At 41.9% G+C, this 16,833-nt stretch carries 13 protein-coding genes; 10 read left to right on the top strand and 3 right to left on the bottom strand.

The annotated features are described in order from the left end of the window. Positions 1-23: 23 nt before the first annotated feature. From LCF57_RS05415 to LCF57_RS05405, 3 genes are all read left to right on the top strand, one after another. Positions 24-2,378 (top strand): glycoside hydrolase family 2 TIM barrel-domain containing protein, encoded by a 2,355-nt coding sequence (locus tag LCF57_RS05415; protein ID WP_225999786.1) that lies wholly within the window; start codon positions 24-26, stop codon positions 2,376-2,378. 266 nt (positions 2,379-2,644) lie between these two features. Beyond that, on the top strand, positions 2,645-3,835 hold the full coding sequence (locus LCF57_RS05410; RefSeq protein WP_225999785.1) for an MFS transporter: 1,191 nt from the start codon (positions 2,645-2,647) through the stop codon (positions 3,833-3,835). Positions 3,836-3,853: 18 nt separating this feature from the next. Next, positions 3,854-4,417 carry a maltose acetyltransferase domain-containing protein gene (locus LCF57_RS05405; RefSeq protein ID WP_318840623.1) on the top strand — a complete coding sequence of 188 codons (564 nt, stop codon included), beginning with the start codon at positions 3,854-3,856 and terminating at the stop codon, positions 4,415-4,417. Between the two features lie 11 nt (positions 4,418-4,428). On the opposite strand, the gene LCF57_RS05400 is transcribed toward LCF57_RS05405, so the two are convergent. Then, positions 4,429-4,980: a helix-turn-helix domain-containing protein gene (locus LCF57_RS05400; protein ID WP_225999784.1), complete on the bottom strand. Its 552-nt coding sequence runs from the start codon at positions 4,978-4,980 to the stop codon at positions 4,429-4,431. Positions 4,981-5,095: 115 nt separating this feature from the next. Between LCF57_RS05400 and LCF57_RS05395 the strand changes: the two genes are divergently transcribed. The 7 genes from LCF57_RS05395 to LCF57_RS05365 all read left to right on the top strand — a co-directional run bounded on the left by LCF57_RS05395 (position 5,096) and on the right by LCF57_RS05365 (position 14,952). Next, positions 5,096-5,677, top strand: a complete 582-nt coding sequence (locus tag LCF57_RS05395; RefSeq protein WP_225999783.1) for a LysE family transporter — start codon at positions 5,096-5,098, stop codon at positions 5,675-5,677. A gap of 226 nt (positions 5,678-5,903) precedes the next feature. Beyond that, on the top strand, positions 5,904-7,631 hold the full coding sequence (treC, locus tag LCF57_RS05390) for an alpha,alpha-phosphotrehalase (protein WP_225999782.1): 1,728 nt from the start codon (positions 5,904-5,906) through the stop codon (positions 7,629-7,631). A gap of 106 nt (positions 7,632-7,737) precedes the next feature. Continuing rightward, positions 7,738-9,702, top strand: coding sequence for a PTS system trehalose-specific EIIBC component (treP, locus tag LCF57_RS05385; RefSeq protein WP_225999781.1), 1,965 nt, complete (start codon positions 7,738-7,740; stop codon positions 9,700-9,702). A gap of 75 nt (positions 9,703-9,777) precedes the next feature. Then, positions 9,778-10,527, top strand: coding sequence for a trehalose operon repressor (gene treR / locus LCF57_RS05380; RefSeq protein WP_225999780.1), 750 nt, complete (start codon positions 9,778-9,780; stop codon positions 10,525-10,527). A gap of 214 nt (positions 10,528-10,741) precedes the next feature. Continuing rightward, positions 10,742-11,482 (top strand): LytR/AlgR family response regulator transcription factor, encoded by a 741-nt coding sequence (locus tag LCF57_RS05375; RefSeq protein ID WP_225999779.1) that lies wholly within the window; start codon positions 10,742-10,744, stop codon positions 11,480-11,482. Between the two features lies 1 nt (position 11,483). Beyond that, positions 11,484-12,785 (top strand): ATP-binding protein, encoded by a 1,302-nt coding sequence (locus LCF57_RS05370; protein ID WP_225999778.1) that lies wholly within the window; start codon positions 11,484-11,486, stop codon positions 12,783-12,785. Positions 12,786-12,909: 124 nt separating this feature from the next. Beyond that, positions 12,910-14,952, top strand: coding sequence for a serine hydrolase domain-containing protein (locus tag LCF57_RS05365; protein ID WP_225999777.1), 2,043 nt, complete (start codon positions 12,910-12,912; stop codon positions 14,950-14,952). Positions 14,953-15,007: 55 nt separating this feature from the next. Here LCF57_RS05365 and LCF57_RS05360 read toward each other — a convergent pair whose 3' ends face one another. Next, a complete protein-coding gene (locus LCF57_RS05360) occupies positions 15,008-15,991 on the bottom strand; it encodes a glycoside hydrolase family 5 protein (RefSeq protein ID WP_225999776.1) in 984 nt (327 codons plus the stop codon). A gap of 477 nt (positions 15,992-16,468) precedes the next feature. Continuing rightward, positions 16,469-16,789 (bottom strand): PTS sugar transporter subunit IIB, encoded by a 321-nt coding sequence (locus LCF57_RS05355; RefSeq protein WP_225999775.1) that lies wholly within the window; start codon positions 16,787-16,789, stop codon positions 16,469-16,471. Between the last annotated feature and the right edge of the window lie 44 nt (positions 16,790-16,833).

Raw genomic sequence — 16,833 nt, 5'->3', positions numbered from 1 at the left:
TTTTATGAAATGGAGGCAACATGATGGGAAGCAGAGTGATCAAGCCATTCAACACAGACTGGAAGTTTATAGAGGGCAATTATACAGGTGCCGAGAAGATGGATTACAACGATGAGCAGTGGCGGCTCCTTCAAGTCCCGCATGATTGGAGCATTGAAAAGTCCTTTGATCCACACATGCTGTATGGTGGCAATCAAGCTTATTTGCCCAGATGGTCTGTGGGATGGTATCGAAAGCATTTTAATGTAAAGCCCTCTTCTCAAAAACAGCGCATATACACACAATTTGATGGTATTCACAATAACAGTGAGGTTTGGGTCAATGGGCATTTTGTGGGCAAGCGGCCTTATGGATATGTTAGTTTTCAATATGATTTGACCCCATATATTCGGTGGGATGAGGATAATGTGATTGCTGTCAAAGTGGATAATACGACTCTTCCACCTGACAGATGGTATTCAGGGTCCGGTATTTATCGTCATGTCTGGCTAATTTGTACGGATTATGTTCACGTAACTGAATGGGGCACTTACATCACTACACCTGAAATTTCGCGGGATGAAGCTAAGATCAGTGCCAGTATTCAGGTTACTAATCATCATGCGCATGCCGTAGAGTGTAACATTGTGACTGAAATACTGGATTCCAAGAGACAGCTAAAAGGAAAAATTGAAAATCGAGTGACCCTGTCAGGCTTTGAAACAGGTGAAATGGAGCAAATAACACGGATTTTGGAGCCAGAACTATGGTCACCGGAGAAGCCAGTGCTCTATGAGGCTCAAACGATCATCTATTGCGACAATAAAGAGGTGGATTGTTCTCGTACCCCTTTTGGTATACGAGAAGTGAAGTTGGATGCTCAAAAGGGGTTATTTCTGAATGGAAGCAGCCTGAAGCTGAAGGGAGTCTGTATTCACCATGATTTAGGCTGTCTAGGAGCTGCCTATCATGATACAGCCATGAAGAGAAGGCTGCAGAAGCTTAAGGAGATGGGCTGTAACTCGATTCGTTTTGCCCATAATCCGATGGCGCCCGAGCTATTGGATCTCTGTGATCAGATGGGGTTCCTGGTGATTGACGAAGCCTTTGACAAATGGAAATCTCTTTCCTATGAGCATTTATATGATGAATGGTGGGAAAAGGACCTGAAAGCGATGCTCGTAAGAGACAGGAACCATCCCAGTGTTTTTATGTGGAGCGTTGGGAATGAAGTAGAGCACCAGGGTCAACCGTCCATGCTCAGGATGTTGGAGCAACTCGTCGCCTTTTGCCATGAAAAGGACCCAACCCGGCCTGTTACATGTGCACTTGAGCCGCATAATACACCGATCAGCTTGCGTGATGGTTCGATTGAAACCAAAGTGGAGCATACCAAGCTGCTGGCACAACGAGTGGATGTTCTGGGGCTGAACTATCAGGAACAGTGGTATGAGCACTACAGGAAGGCCATGCCCGATACGCTTATCATTGGAACCGAGACTTTCCCATACTATCGTGGTAAAGATAACCGGGTTAAGGGTTATTTGCCGCAAAATCCTTGGTTTGATGTAGCTAATCACGATTATGTGATCGGTCAATTTGTCTGGAGCGGGATCGACTATCTGGGGGAAACAAGCTATCCCTCCAAAGGGTGGTCCTCAGGCCTGATTGATACTTGTGGGTTCCGCAAACCTGTATCCTATCTCCAACAAAGCTTATGGTCAGAGGAGCCTGTTGTGCACATAGCCGTATTTCACGAACCGATGAAGCCGGAATACAATCCGTCATGGACGATGCATTGGAAATCTCCGGATATGGAGGATCATTGGACATTTCCTGAATACGGTGGAAAATTGATACGATTAGTTACCTTCACTAATTGTGAGAGCGTGGAATTGATCGTGAACGATGAATCCTACGGTGAGCGAAAGCTTGTTGATTATCCTGATCATTTAATTACATGGGAACTTCCCTATACGCCAGGCAAAATCCGGGCTATTGGCAGTCATGGCAATCAGAAGGTCTGTGAGCATGAATTAACCACTGCCGGACTTCCCTATGCTCTAAGGCTGCAAGCCGATCGGACGGTACTACCTGCCGATGGTTATGAAATAGCCCACGTTGAAGTCATCGTCACAGACCGGGAAGGGATCATTGTTCCCAATCAGGAGTTTGATTTAACCTTTCAGTTATATGGTGATGGTCGTATCCTTGGGGTAGACAACGGTGATCTCACCAGTGATGAACCCTTTCAGGGAAACCAGAGACGAACACATAGAGGCAGGTGTCTCGTAATTGTGCAATCCGGGCATCAGGCTGGGGAGGTGTTGCTTCAAGCCTCAGCTGATGGAGGGTTGCAGGGAGAAATCAGACTAAATATTGAACATGAAGGCAAATGACCATTCAAGGTTGATTCAGAATAGATAGGGTATGGTTTAACTAAAAAGGGTCTGAACAGGTGGTGAATACTCACATTCCCTGTACAGACCTTTTTTCAATACATTTATTTATGGCAAACGGCAAGTGTACGCTTCCAGTACCTTTTAAAGCAATTTGTTTTGACAAACAGTCCGATTGCTAATAGAATAATGAATTACAATACCACTTATTAAAAGTTTAATAAAAAGTGGAGATAAGGAGTAATTGAATGCCAGCAGGACAATCTATGAACCCGAAAATAACTCGTAATATTTTATTCTTGTTGTTCGCTTTACCGGGTGTAGCTTTTGCCTCCTGGGTGTCCAGAACGCCTACTATACGGGATATTTTGCATGTCTCGACTGCTGAAATGGGAGTGATTATTTTCGGATTAGCAGCGGGTTCTTTATTGGGACTACTTAGTACAGGTCCTATTATTTCTCGTCTAGGTGGACGGTCGGTTATTCTTGGAAGCGCATTTTTAATCGTAGTGGGCTTTGTTATTGTAGGGTTAGGAACTGCATTATCGTTCACAAGCCTCGTATTTGTCGGTTTGGTCATTTTCGGAAGTGGCTATGGGGTAGCTGAAGTAGCTCTAAATGTAGAAGGTTCTGCGGTAGAAAATCAATTGAACAAAACGCTTTTGCCGGCTTTTCACGGTTCATTTAGCTTGGGGACCCTTGTTGGCGCCATCATCGGTTCTGGAGCAGTGGGACTAAACATTCCTGTTGTAGTCCATTTTGGGGTAGTGGCTATCATAATAGCAGCTCCAACCTTATACTTCTATCGCTTTTTGCCACATGATACAGGGAAAGAGAAGGAAGCTTTTACCCAAAAGCTTGGAGCTAATATGAGGGCGCAGCTTGCGGTCTGGAAAGAAAGACGAATTCTATTGATCGGCATCATTGTGCTGGGGATGGCGTTTGCAGAAGGATCTGCGAATGACTGGCTGCCGCTAGCGATGGTAGATGGCTATGGCGTGGATTCTTTAACAGGCTCCTATATGTATGGCCTATTTGTTACAGCGATGACCATTGGACGTTTTACCGGCGGGTTTCTGCTGGATAAATACGGCCGGGTCCCTGTGCTCAAAGGGAGTGCTGTCCTGGCAGCTATGGGTATCATTTTAGTGATCTGGGGACAGCATTACCTGGTGGCCGGATTGGGTGTCTTACTATGGGGGCTTGGAGCTTCACTTGGTTTCCCAGTAGGATTATCTGCCGCTGGAGATGACCCTCGGGGGGCAGCTGCCCGGGTTGGAGCCGTCGCAACGATCGGTTACATTGCCTCTTTAGTAGGCCCCCCAGGATTAGGTTTTTTAGGAGAGCATTTTGGGCTTCTACATGCATTAATTGTAGTGCTTATTGGCGTTAGTGTCGCTGGCTTAATATCGGGTGCTGCCAGGCCTATCAGGATGAAAAGGGAAAAATCAAATTAAAAAACAAAGGGGATACCCATGACGATGAAAACGGAAAAACAAAAAATGATAGATGGAGAACTGTATATAGCCACTGATCCTCAATTATCAAAAGAAAGAGAACATGCGAGAAAGCTAGTTCGCCTTTTTAATCAGACGACAGAAACCGATGGTGAATTCCGCGAACAATTGTTAAAGGAGCTTTTTGGATCAACAGGTGAACATATAGGCATGGAGCCCAACATTCGTTGTGACTACGGATACAATATCCATGTTGGCGAAAATTTCTATGCAAACTTTGATTGTACCATTTTGGATGTTTGTGAAGTACGTATTGGAGATAACTGTTTATTGGCCCCGGGCGTCCATATTTATACGGCCACACATCCGCTTGACCCGTTGGAACGAATTGCTGGTCCGGAATATGGTAAGCCTGTAACTATAGGAGACAATGTATGGATCGGCGGCCGAGCGATCATTAACCCCGGTGTTACGATAGGTAATAATGTCGTAGTGGCATCAGGAGCAGTAGTAACCAAGGATGTCCCTGACAATATGGTTGTAGGCGGTAATCCGGCACGAATTATAAGACAAATAGATTGAACAGACTATGACTATATAGAGTAATAAATAATCATATTCATCCTGACAAGCGTTTCTCCTGGATTATAGTACATGTGAGGCCGGTCTGCTTTAAAGCGGATGGAATCTCCAGCCTTAACCGTGTACGTTTCTTCGCTGACTTTGACCACCATTTCACCTTCAAATACCGTAATAAATTCCTCTGTATCTTCACGGTGAGGGGCTGAACTCAGCTCCCCGCCTTTTTCAATTTCAACTGTATATACCTCAAAATTCCGGTTGCCCTCATAGGGGAAAAACGGATATAACCGATAAAGGTTACGCTCTTCAAGCACCTGTACTTTGCTTTTGGGAACGACTACTACATCTGCAGGCGGTTCATTGATCAGAGCAGAGAAAGAGATTTTTAAGCCGTTCGCAATTTTCCATACCGTTGTAATGGAGGGATTAGATTCCCCCCGTTCAATCTGACCCAGCATCGTTTTACTGATGCCTGTCAGGTCAGCCAATTTATCTAGACTTAGTTTCCTTTCATTGCGCAAAAGTTTTAGATTTTTACTTAAAACCAGATTAATATTCTCCATAAGTTTCAGCCTCCCTATTGTGCTTTATAAAGAACATGTTGTACAATTATAAAGCACAAAAGTGCGCTTTAACGTACGATTAGTCAAATTATAGCACACTGGAGTTGAATTTTACATGCCGCTTATGCCGTTCCTTTCTTATGCGCTTGTTACCAGCTTTACGCCTGGACCCAACAATATTATGTCCTTAGACAGTGCCAGGCGATTAGGGTTGAAAAAAGCATTTCCGTTCATGCTGGGAGTAACAGCCGGCTGTTTTGCCATTATGCTGTTAGCCTGCTATGTTAACCTTGTTTTGTATCATTTTTTGCCACGGATTAAAATATGGATGAACGTACTGGGCAGTCTTTATATGCTCTATTTGGCGATAAAAATAGCCAAAAGCAAATCTTCGACAAGGGACAATGGTCAGAATGAAGGATACTCCTTCAAATCAGGATTGCTACTGCAATTTATCAATTTAAAAATTATATTGTACGGTATCACGGTCATCTCAACCTTTGTTATGCCTTACGGCGCTTCATACATTACGCTTTTTGCAATCTCACTGCTCCTTACAGGTATTGGTTTTGCAGCTATCGTTTGCTGGGCGGTTTTTGGTGCACTGTTTCAACGTTTTATAAACAAATATGAGCGATCCTTTAATATCATCATGGCCTTATTGCTCCTGTATAGTGCACTGTCTATATGGATTTAAAAGAAACCCAATTTATCAAAGAGGTTCCTGGAAATGAGCAGGGGCCTCTTTGGTATGGATGAGTTTCCTGATCATTGAACAGCCAAACGGGTATTACCTAAATAGAAATGATAAATCCTGTTGACAGTATGTATATACATGATTTAATCTTGTATATACAAGATGATGAAAGCGTTGTATTAAATATGTTTACGCTACTGCATTCGCAAGAAAGGAATGATCATGGATGGAAGGAATGAATAGGGCCTTAGTCCCTCAAGATACAGACTGGTGGCGCAAGTCAGTCGTCTATCAGGTATATCCCAAAAGCTTTAACGACACGACGGGTAAAGGGATCGGTGATATCCGAGGACTGACGCAAAAGCTGGATTATTTGCACAAGCTGGGTGTGGATATTATCTGGCTACAGCCGGTATATGTATCCCCACAACGTGATAACGGGTATGATGTAGCGGATTATTACAGGATCAACCCGGATTATGGAACGATGCAGGATTTCGAGGAATTGAGTCAGGAAATTCAAGCCCGTGGAATGCACTTGATGTTAGATATTGTGGTAAACCATTCTTCCACAGAACATGTCTGGTTTCAGGAGGCACGGCTTTCCAGGGATAGTGAGTACAGGGACTATTACATCTGGCGTGATCCAGCACCCGATGGAGGGCCTCCTAATAATTGGATTTCCAAGTTTGGTGGGCCAGCCTGGCAGTATGACGAGGCAACAGACCAATATTTCCTGACGCTGTTTGACAAAACTCAGGCGGATCTAAACTGGGAGAATCCGAAAGTCCGTCAGGAGGTTGTCAATCTGCTGGAATTCTGGACTGAAAAAGGAGTCAGTGGCTTTCGGCTGGATGTCATTAATTTGATCTCCAAAGATCAGCGCTTCTTAAATGATGACGGAAGCACTGTTCCTGGCGACGGACGTAAGTATTATACGGACGGTGCACGTGTACATGAATACATTCAAGAATTATATGAAAAAGTATTTGCTAGACATAACATCGTCACTGTGGGTGAAATGTCCTCCACGACACTGGAGCATTGCATCCGCTATTCCAATCCAGAGAACAAAGAACTGTCCATGACATTTAATTTTCATCATCTGAAGGTGGATTATCCGAATGGGCAAAAATGGGAATTAATTCCCTATGATTTTGAAATGCTGAAAAAGCTATTCTCGGACTGGCAGGTTGGCATGCAGCAGGGGGGCGGCTGGAGTGCATTGTTTTTGAACAATCATGATCAGCCAAGAGCGATTTCTCGCTTTTTGGATGATGGCGCATTCCATGCAGAAAGCGCCAAGCTATTGGCGACCACGCTACATGGCCTTCAAGGAACGCCGTATATATTTCAAGGTGAAGAGATTGGTATGGCTAATCCAAAGTGGTCAGAAATTGAAGAATTCCGGGATGTTGAATCCCTGAATATGTATCGTATTTTACAGGAACAAGGCAAAAGTGCGGAAGAAGCATTAAATATCATTCGAGAGCGCTCCCGTGACAATTCGAGGACACCGATGCAATGGGATAACACTCCCAACGCGGGCTTCACTACAGGTACTCCCTGGATCAAGGTAGATGAACGTTATCCACAGATTAACGTTCAGGCCCAGTTAGAAGACCCGGACTCTATCTATCACCATTACCGTAAGTTAATTCGTCTGCGTAAGACGGTGCAGGTCATTACGGATGGGGATTATCAACGTCTGGACGACGCTCATCCTCAGGTCTATGCCTATCAACGCAGCAATGCACAGGAGACTTTGGTCGTCATCTCTAATTTTAGCGGACAGAATGCACAATTCGCACTGCCTGATTCATTGTATTCTCCATTCAAAAATCAAGCGTTAGGCTCGGCTGAGCTTTTAATTGGCAATACCAAGCAGGCTCCAGAGCTGGATCAGGTTATCACTTTGACCCCGTATGCTTCCTATATGTGGATCATTCGTTAGCCTTGATTGAATAGTATAAAAACATACGGTAACACCCCAAGGTACGTTGCTTTTTACAACCGGGGTTGCTGCATCAAAATGAGCAAACGTTAAGGGAGTGGGATAGATGGCGATTGAAAGAGCAAAGGTAGAAGAGATTATTAAAGCTGTTGGTGGCAAAGACAATATAGAGGCCTCGACGCATTGTGTAACCCGTCTGCGGTTTTCCCTCTATGATGATAAGCTGGTCGATAAGGATGCCCTTGAGCAAAATGATCTGGTCAAGGGGCAATTCTCTTCACAAGGACAGTATCAGGTCGTGATAGGCCCGGGTCTGGTGGATAAGGTATATGATGAAATGATTTCAATAACAGGAGGCAGCCGGGCTTCTAAAGATGAGGTTAAAAATGCAGCCAGCAAGAAACAAAATCCGATTCAGCGTGCGATCAAGACGCTGGCAGATATTTTTATCCCGATACTACCCGCTATCGTGACCGCAGGCTTACTGCTGGGAATCAATAATATTTTGACAGGCAAGGGTATTTTCTTTGAAGGGATGTCCCTGGTACAGGTCTATCCTCAATGGACCGACTTTGCTGCTATTATTAACACCATTGCCAGCACCGCTTTTACTTTTCTACCTGCCTTGATCGGCTGGTCAGCCGTTATCCGGTTTGGTGGTAGCCCTTTACTCGGGATTGTGCTCGGTCTGATTCTGGTTCATCCGGATTTGCTGAGTGCATACAATTATGCGGATGCGGTGACCAAGGGAACTGTTCCGGTCTGGCATCTGTTTGGCTGGGATGTGAACAAGATTGGTTACCAGGGACAGGTTTTACCTGTTTTAGTATCCGCTTACGTTCTTGCACAAATTGAAAAATTCCTCAATAAAAAAATAGCTGATTCATTTAAGCTGTTACTCGTTGCGCCGATCACATTATTAATTACCGGATTTCTTGCCTTTACGGTAATCGGACCGCTTACATTCATGATTGGTAATGCTATTACATCCGGTATTGTATACGTTTTCAATTCAGCTCCAGCGCTGGGCGGCTTGATTTATGGAGGCTTTTACGCCTTGCTTGTGATAACGGGAATGCACCATACCTTCCTGGCGGTGGATGTGCAATTAATCGGTACACAAGGCGGGACGTTTCTGTGGCCGATGCTGGCGCTGTCCAATATCGCTCAAGGTGCCGGAGCATTGGCGATGATGCTGGTATTAAAGGAGCAAAAGGGAAAAGGATTGGCCTTTACCTCTTCAGTGTCTGCTTTTCTGGGTGTAACCGAGCCCGCAATATTCGGGGTGAATATCCGATATAAATATCCGTTTGTATTCGGAATGATTGGTTCTGGTATTGCAGGTATTCTGCTTACAGTAAATCATGTGATGGCCTCTTCCATCGGTGTAGGAGGAATTCCAGGTTTCTTGTCTATTTTCCCAAGCAACTGGGGGGTCTTCTTCATCGGGATGGCGATCGTACTGATTCTGCCGTTCACCTTAACTGTGATGTACGGAAAAATACTAAATAAGCGCCGTCAGAATCCAGCTACACCAGCTAACGGTTCCATACAGAATCATACGAGCCACCAGAATTCCGCATTCGATGTGCTTGAAGTCAAGACTCCGGTGCTGGGGCATGTGGTCCCATTGGAGCAGGTTCCTGATCCGGCTTTTGCCGGACGGCAGATGGGGCAAGGGATTGCAGTGAAGCCGGAAGCGGGTCAAATTGTTGCTCCTTTCAGCGGAAAGGTCATTCATATCATGCTGAAAAGCAAGCATGCCTTGATTCTGGAGCATTCGACAGGTGTACAGATTTTGGTGCATGTAGGGGTCAACACGGTATCACTGAAGGGCGAAGGGTTCACCATGCATGTGGAGACTGGGCAAACTGTAGAGCAAGGGCAGCTGTTGATGGAATTTAACCGTGATCTCATTCGGGAAGCTGGATACCCGATCATCACACCGATCATTGTGCCGGATGGTCAGAGTATGGTCAAATCGGTTGAGGAGCTGCCGGGTGAGGCGGACGATTTGCAGTATACCTTAATGAGAATTCATTTGAATTCGTTGTCAGACAATAAGGATTAATTCCGAGCGATTCCCTCAGCCTATTTTATTAACCAGGCTAGTGAAAGAATGCTACAATGTACCTGGTGATGAAAATTGACAAAGAATATATTTTTGCAAATTTATCAGGAGTATTCAGGACGGATTCAGACAGGTGATTTGGCCCCCAGCACGAAAATGCCTTCTGAAAATGAACTGGCCCGCGAGTATAATACTTCGCGCGAGACCGTCCGTAAGGCACTTCACTTGCTTGCACAAAATGGGTACATTCATAAAATAAAAGCCAAGGGATCTTTTGTTTTGGATATTGGGCGGATGGATTTTCCAATGGGAGGACTGGTCAGTTTTAAAGAGATGTCCGAGCGAATTGGGCGTCAATCACGTACGATTGTACATGAAAATCAGCTGATTCCAGTTCCGGAGGACATAGCCAGCCATCTCGAGATTGACCAGCACAAATGTCTTGTCTGGAAGGTCATTCGTGCGCGCGAGATTGAAGGTGAACGCGTCATACTGGATAAAGATTACTTTCGATCAGACATTGTACCTGTGCTAACCCAGGAAATTAGCAGCGGTTCCATCTACGAATATCTGGAAGGGGAGCTTAAGCTTCAAATCAGCTATGCCAAAAAAGTCGTTTCCGTAGAAGAAGCAGACGAAGAAGATCGTGGGTTGATGGACCTCCAGCACTATACCCATGTGGTCGTAGTACGTAACTATGTTTATCTGGAAGACACCACGTTGTTCCAGTATACCGAGTCGCGGCATCGGTTGGACAAATTCCAATTTGTCGACTTTGCCAGACGTTCCCACGGTGAAGACAAGAAAGCAGATTTTTTAAAATGACCATCAATAAAAAAACAGTTAAGAAACCCTGTCTTTTGAAGACAAGGGTTTCTTTTTTACCTTGGATGCAACTGCTGAGCAGCCTGTATACTAGCATTTGAGGGATTTGCATTTGCGTTTTATCCAAAAGCTATGTATGGAATATTAAATTAATGTATACTGTTTGGACTATAATTCCATGCTACATGCCATGGGAATGAGGTGCATGTTATTTATGTATAGAGTGGCTATCTGCGATGATGAGCACAACCAAAGAGAGCTTGTTAAAAATATGCTAATCGCTTTATCAATAAAGACAAATGTAGAATTTAAAGTTGAATTATTCGACTCAGGAGAACAGCTGGTATCTCATTATCTAAATCATGAATCGCCATTCCATATCTTAATATTGGATATTGAAATGAACGGCATGAACGGAATTCAAACAGCTCAAAAAATAAGGAGTTTACGTTATCTTGATGAACAGATCATATTTTTAACGAGCTATCCTGAGTATATGCTGGAAAGCTTTGATGTGGTTACATTTCAATATTTAATAAAACCAATTGCTCCCCATATCTTTGAAGAAAAAATGATCAAGCTATGTCACTACTTTCAATCTCTCGAAAAAAAATTCGTTATCATCAAGTCAGCATATGAAGAGGTGCTTTTAAAATATGACGATATCATTAGCATTGAGGTAGCCAAAAGCTTAACCATAAAAAACAAGCTGCTTTTTGTAACCTCTACTCAAACCTATGATAGCAAAGGGATTCTTTCGGACTATGCATCAGCATTAAAGGAACATAATTTTCTGCAAATTCATCGTTCGATTATTATAAATTTAATTCATGTCAAAAAATTTGCTGGCGGTGATGTGTTGATGTCAAATGATGTGAAGCTACCTATTGGGCGTTCTAAAATAAAAGAAGTTAAAGATCTGTATACCAAATTTATGATCATGAAAATGCATTAATATGATGGAATATAGCTACCTGCTTCTTAACCTCTGTGTTGTATTGGTGATGTGCTTTCAAGTAAATTTTTACTTTAACTCGGTTTTTGATAAGTCCAATCGTAAGCCGAACAGATTTATGTATTTCATTATTTTTGGATTACTGAACATTTTATATCTAAGTGTTTATCTGTCTCCTACGATCTCTTCGATTTTAGCATTACTGGTCATATTTAGTTTGGCGCAGTCCTATACAGTGGAGATAAAAATAAAGATTATTTTCTCCATAATTTATGCTGTGTTGATAACCATCGTTAATTTTATATCCCTTTACATTTTATATGCTGTAGACTCCGTTAAGATCAGCAACTTTAGTCATTTGAGCCGGCAAGATCACTTGATATTTTCTAAGGTTATGTTACTGAGCTGTATTATCATGTTTGCTGTCATTCAGATTATACGATTATTTGCCAAACGCAGAACTTTCCCTTTGCAAGCTCGTTATTACATTTTATTTTTAATCGTACCCATCATAAGTATATACCAGGTCAATGTTTTATCTGTTTATAGTGAAAAGAATATGTATTATTTTGGTTCTATTATTAGCTTTATTTTCTTAAATATTTTTATCGTATATATTTTCGATAATATCATTGAAAAATTCCAATTAATGCATGAAAATGCTCAATTACAACATCAGATGGACTATCAAGATGCTAACTATGAAAAAACGGTTCACAGCTTCAAAAATATAAAAAGAATCATTCATGATACACACCAACAGTTTTTGTATATTGAAGAATGTATCCAGAGAAATGAATTGGCTGAGGCCAGTGAACATATTAAGGTTACATTAAATAAAATCGAAGGAGCCTATCAAAGAGTGAATACCGGTAATCTGGTTATAGATGCCCTTGTCACGAACAGTCTTAATATTGCTCAGGCCAATGGCATCAAGGTAGATACCCAGCTTAACTTGCATTCACAGAAAGTAAATATTGAACGTTATGACTTATGTGTCGCTCTGGGCAATATGCTGGATAATGCCATAGAAGCATCTAAAAGGGTCAGGATTGCGGATGATCGATATATTCTTATTAAAATACATTCCAATGAGTCTGCGCTGTTCATTCACATCCTTAATCATGTGGAGAATGAAGTTGCCCATTTGCATAGTCAAAAATCAAACCCGGATATTCATGGCATAGGTCTAACGAATATATCTAGAATATGTGATAAATACGGTGGAAACATGACCATTGAAACGAAAAATAAAATATTTAATAATATGGTTGTATTGCCATTTTATAAGGACAATCCTTAGACAGCATGCTGTTTAGGGATTGTTTTTTTCGTTTAAGGGGTGGTTTTATATTTAGAATCCTCATTCATTGTATGATCAGTCCAGCAATAAAATCTGGTGAAGTTATAAGAGGAGGAAATATGGAATGAAGAAAATAATAGCTGTGTTCATTTCTGCTATGCTTTTTGTACTACCCATGACGAATACTTTTGCTCAAGGCAATCCTGAACCCATCAAGGAAAAGGCTCGCGATCTGGCTTCGGAGCTGGTGTCCAAATACGGTGTTAGCGGAGTGCAGTATGCCATTATGGATCATGGAGACATCGTTTTGTCGGATAGCATGGGTGTAAAGAATAAAGCTACCAACGAGCCGATCACCAAAGATACCATGTTCGGTATAGGCTCTACAAGCAAAATGTATGTATCTGCTGCAACGATGATGCTGGTGGATGCCCACAAAGTCGATATTGATCAGCCGCTTACCACATATATTAAGGACTTTAAAATGTCTGATGAAAGGTATAAACAAATTACACCGCGTATGCTGTTAAATCATTCGTCAGGCCTTTACGGTGCTCACTATAAAAATAGTATGTTATTTAATGACAATGATACAGAAAATCATGATGAGCTATTGCTGAGATTGCAATCAGAAACTTTAAAATCAAACCCTGGCGAATATTCCGTATATAGCAATGATGGATTTCAATTGCTTGAAATATTGGTTGAGCGGGTGAGCGGTCTAAGTTACACCGATTTTCTGACAAAGCATATTAATACCCCTTTGGGTTTGAAATCTACAAAAACACCTCTCGATCAATTTGATAGAAAAAAGCTGTCCAAAACTTATTTCCCTGCGATTGAGGGGGCCTTACCGGTTGAAAATGCCAATGTCATCGGGACAGGGGGCTTATACTCTACCGCAGAAGAGGTGGCTATGTTTTCAGAAGTATTAACGGGGAACAGACCCGATATTTTGTCTACACAATCAGCAAAGTCCATGCAAAGTCATGAATATCGAAAAGGAATATGGGTACCTGAAGAGACAAACAGCTTTAATTATGGGCTTGGTTGGGATGCGGTTCAGTTGGCACCATTTAGTGATTACGGAATAACTGCGCTATCCAAGGGTGGGGATACTGTTTTGTATCACTCTGTTTTGATCACCATACCAGAGCATCAGCTTTCTATGACTGTGCTTTCATCTGGAGGGTCTTCCATCCTAGATAGTATTTTTGCTTCTAACGTTTTATTGGAACTTTTAAAAGATAAGGGCATCATTAAAGACATTCTACCGGATAAAACATTTGAGCCTCCCGTCAAAGTGGAAATGCCATCTGATTTACTTACTTATTCGGGATTATACGGTTCAGTGGGTACAACCATCAATGTAAAGATTAAAAACGGAGAGTTTGAGTTACCAGCTTTTCTGGATGGATTCGTCCCGGCGCAAAAATATGTGTATACAGGCAATGGACAATTCAAAAGCAGTGATGGCAGTGTAGCCATAAGCTTTGACAAACAAAAAAACGGGAAAACGTATATTAAGGCTAACTTCTATTTAAACTTTCCGGGATTAGGTCAAATGGTTATGGTGACTTATGAATATCAAAAGCTAGATGCCAATCCTGTAAATCCTACAGTTAAAAAGGCATGGGAAAACAGAAACGGGAAGAATTATTATGCTTTGGATGAAAAGATATCTTCTATTTTTTATCTGGCCCCATCATTTATAACGAAAAAAATATCCGTTGATCATGATGGATACGCAAGTGGTACCAAAATTGTGGATGAGAATAAAGCCGTTAATGCAGTTGAGATTCCTGTTATGAGTGGAAGAGATGCATATGATCTGAACTTTTATACCAAGGATGGTTCAGAGTATTTAACCATAGATGGACAGTCCTATATTAGTGAGGATGCTATTAAACCTATCCTGAGTGGGAAATCAGTGTACACCATACCGTCGAATGGCCAAGCCGCATGGTTTAAAATAGATAAAAGCTCAGCCAATCAAACGATGACCGTTGATTTTCCAAAAAGCGGCGGGTTCGCTGTTTATGATGAAAGCGGAGCGATTGTGGATTTTTCAACTGCCAGCAATAATAATTCGGTTGTATTACCCAAAGGTGGCTTGATCGTTTTGGGTGGCAATGCAGGGGATGTATTTAAAATCAATCTGAAATAAGCGTGATAGCCGCTTCTAAAAAATTCAGGAGCGGCTACTGTTATTTTAGAATATTTTAGAAGATACCCGCTTTTTTTGATGTTTCTTTGATTCCGTTGCTTCCGTTAACTACAGTTTGGCCCCAGCCAGTCAGATTGCCATTAGGTCCTGTTGCAAGATCCAGATAGGAAAGGTTGGAGCTATTACCATACCAGGACCAGGCTAACCAGCCGACACCTTTGGATTGGCCGTATCTTATGATTTCTGTCTCGTCGACATCCGCTCCCTGATGGTAACCGCCAAATTCACCAATTATCAGAGGAAGTCCTTTATTCAGAACGTTATCAATATTGGCGCGTACAGTTTGAGCATCTTTACCGGCATATTCATACATATGGATGGAGAAAACCGTATTTCTTAATTGATCCGCTTCAAATACCGATTTTCCAAAATCATTGATAGATTGAGGATATTGTCCCCAACCGGCACAATCGACGATGAGCGTATTTTTGATACCTGCGTTTCTGAGCTTGGGAATCGCTTGCTTGTATCCATCAGCCCAACCGTTTCCATTCCAAGATCCATACCATTCGTTCGCAATGTTTACGATAACCCGGTCTTCCTTACCGATCAGAGCATCTTTTATGCTAATCCAGTAATTCACAGTTGCATCCAAAGACGCGTAGTCGTCTTTCCCCGTAGCGTCATGAACTTCAAGTACAGCAATCATTTTATAACTTGTGACTAGGGAAATAATATTTTTCACGGAATTCATGTCATCCTTGGTGTATTGGTTTCCGTCAGAAAGGACAATCCGGACTGTATTAGCGCCTGTCTGGGCAATTGCCGGGATGGCTGTATAAAGATCGTTTTTGTACCAAGTGTGAGCATGATTGACGCCTCTCATAACAAATGGCTTACCTGTAGAGTCGTACAGCTTGGTGCCGCTTACATAAAAACTTGAAGCAGCTTGTGCCTTTGAGAAGAACCCTCCTAGGCCTATCATGATGAGTAGGCCGGCTAATGCAGCTAACAATGTTTTTCTTAACAACACTTGCATTTTTATTCCTCCTTAAGTATATTATTCAACTCTCTGCCACACAGGTGTAATCAGTATGTAGGTCTTTGTATAGCAGCAAGCCAAACACATGGTTAAGCGCTTTCAAAAAAAGATAAGTTATTGTTTGTTATTATATTATTGAAACTTTTGTTATTCAGTATATTTTATTAGTTAGTTTATAAACTTTGAGATTTTAATGTAATAATTACAATTTGTATAAAATTAATATGTATAATTAAATTTTTTTTATTATATTTGTTGGATATTATGCTAATGAGTTATTCATTTGTTAGTTAATTTAGGTGATTTACTCATTGGTTATCACCTTGAATTGAGTTTATCGTGGCTATTGTTATGTTGGGTGTGAACGGGGAGGGGTGTCTGAGGAAAGAAGAGGGGAGGAGATCGTTATCAGTGGAACGAAAAAAAGATGACTCCTAACAGAAGTCATCTTACAGCAGATTTTTATAACCGTTATTATTCGCCGGCCATCTTCAAGGCTTGATCGAGTACGGCTGGACCATTGCCTCTTCCGTAAGCCATCGTATCAATGACATCTACAGGAATACCATATGGAGATGCGATCTCAGTAACTGCATTTTTACGCATGCGCACTTGAGGACCTAGTAAAATGGCAATAACAGAATCATTGATGCTCGCTAATTCTTCCTTAATGGTACTTTCGGGGATGGCTTCGATATTAATCTCTAAGGCTCTCGCTTCTGCTTCTTTTTTCATCTTGGATACCAGAATCGATGTGGACATACCAGCGGCACACGCAAGAATAATTTTTTTCATCATTCAACGCCTCCATAAATCTATATTTTTTAGTCATTGAAAGT

The organism is Paenibacillus sp. BJ-4 (assembly GCF_020404765.1).
Classification (GTDB): domain Bacteria; phylum Bacillota; class Bacilli; order Paenibacillales; family Paenibacillaceae; genus Paenibacillus.
Note: the sequence above shows the minus strand (reverse complement) of the source record. Positions and strands in the feature narration are given on the sequence as shown.

Bases quoted from the DNA above. Each gene is read 5' to 3' on its own strand.
- LCF57_RS05415 (WP_225999786.1), top strand. From the start codon at position 24: ATGGGAAGCAGAGTGATCAAGCCATTCAACACAGACTGGAAGTTTATA.
- LCF57_RS05410 (WP_225999785.1), top strand. From the start codon at position 2,645: ATGAACCCGAAAATAACTCGTAATATTTTATTCTTGTTGTTCGCTTTA.
- LCF57_RS05405 (WP_318840623.1), top strand. From the start codon at position 3,854: ATGACGATGAAAACGGAAAAACAAAAAATGATAGATGGAGAACTGTAT.
- LCF57_RS05400 (WP_225999784.1), bottom strand. From the start codon at position 4,980: ATGGAGAATATTAATCTGGTTTTAAGTAAAAATCTAAAACTTTTGCGC.
- LCF57_RS05395 (WP_225999783.1), top strand. From the start codon at position 5,096: ATGCCGCTTATGCCGTTCCTTTCTTATGCGCTTGTTACCAGCTTTACG.
- treC (WP_225999782.1), top strand. From the start codon at position 5,904: ATGGAAGGAATGAATAGGGCCTTAGTCCCTCAAGATACAGACTGGTGG.
- treP (WP_225999781.1), top strand. From the start codon at position 7,738: ATGGCGATTGAAAGAGCAAAGGTAGAAGAGATTATTAAAGCTGTTGGT.
- LCF57_RS05375 (WP_225999779.1), top strand. From the start codon at position 10,742: ATGTATAGAGTGGCTATCTGCGATGATGAGCACAACCAAAGAGAGCTT.
- LCF57_RS05370 (WP_225999778.1), top strand. From the start codon at position 11,484: ATGATGGAATATAGCTACCTGCTTCTTAACCTCTGTGTTGTATTGGTG.
- LCF57_RS05365 (WP_225999777.1), top strand. From the start codon at position 12,910: ATGAAGAAAATAATAGCTGTGTTCATTTCTGCTATGCTTTTTGTACTA.
- LCF57_RS05360 (WP_225999776.1), bottom strand. From the start codon at position 15,991: ATGCAAGTGTTGTTAAGAAAAACATTGTTAGCTGCATTAGCCGGCCTA.
- LCF57_RS05355 (WP_225999775.1), bottom strand. From the start codon at position 16,789: ATGAAAAAAATTATTCTTGCGTGTGCCGCTGGTATGTCCACATCGATT.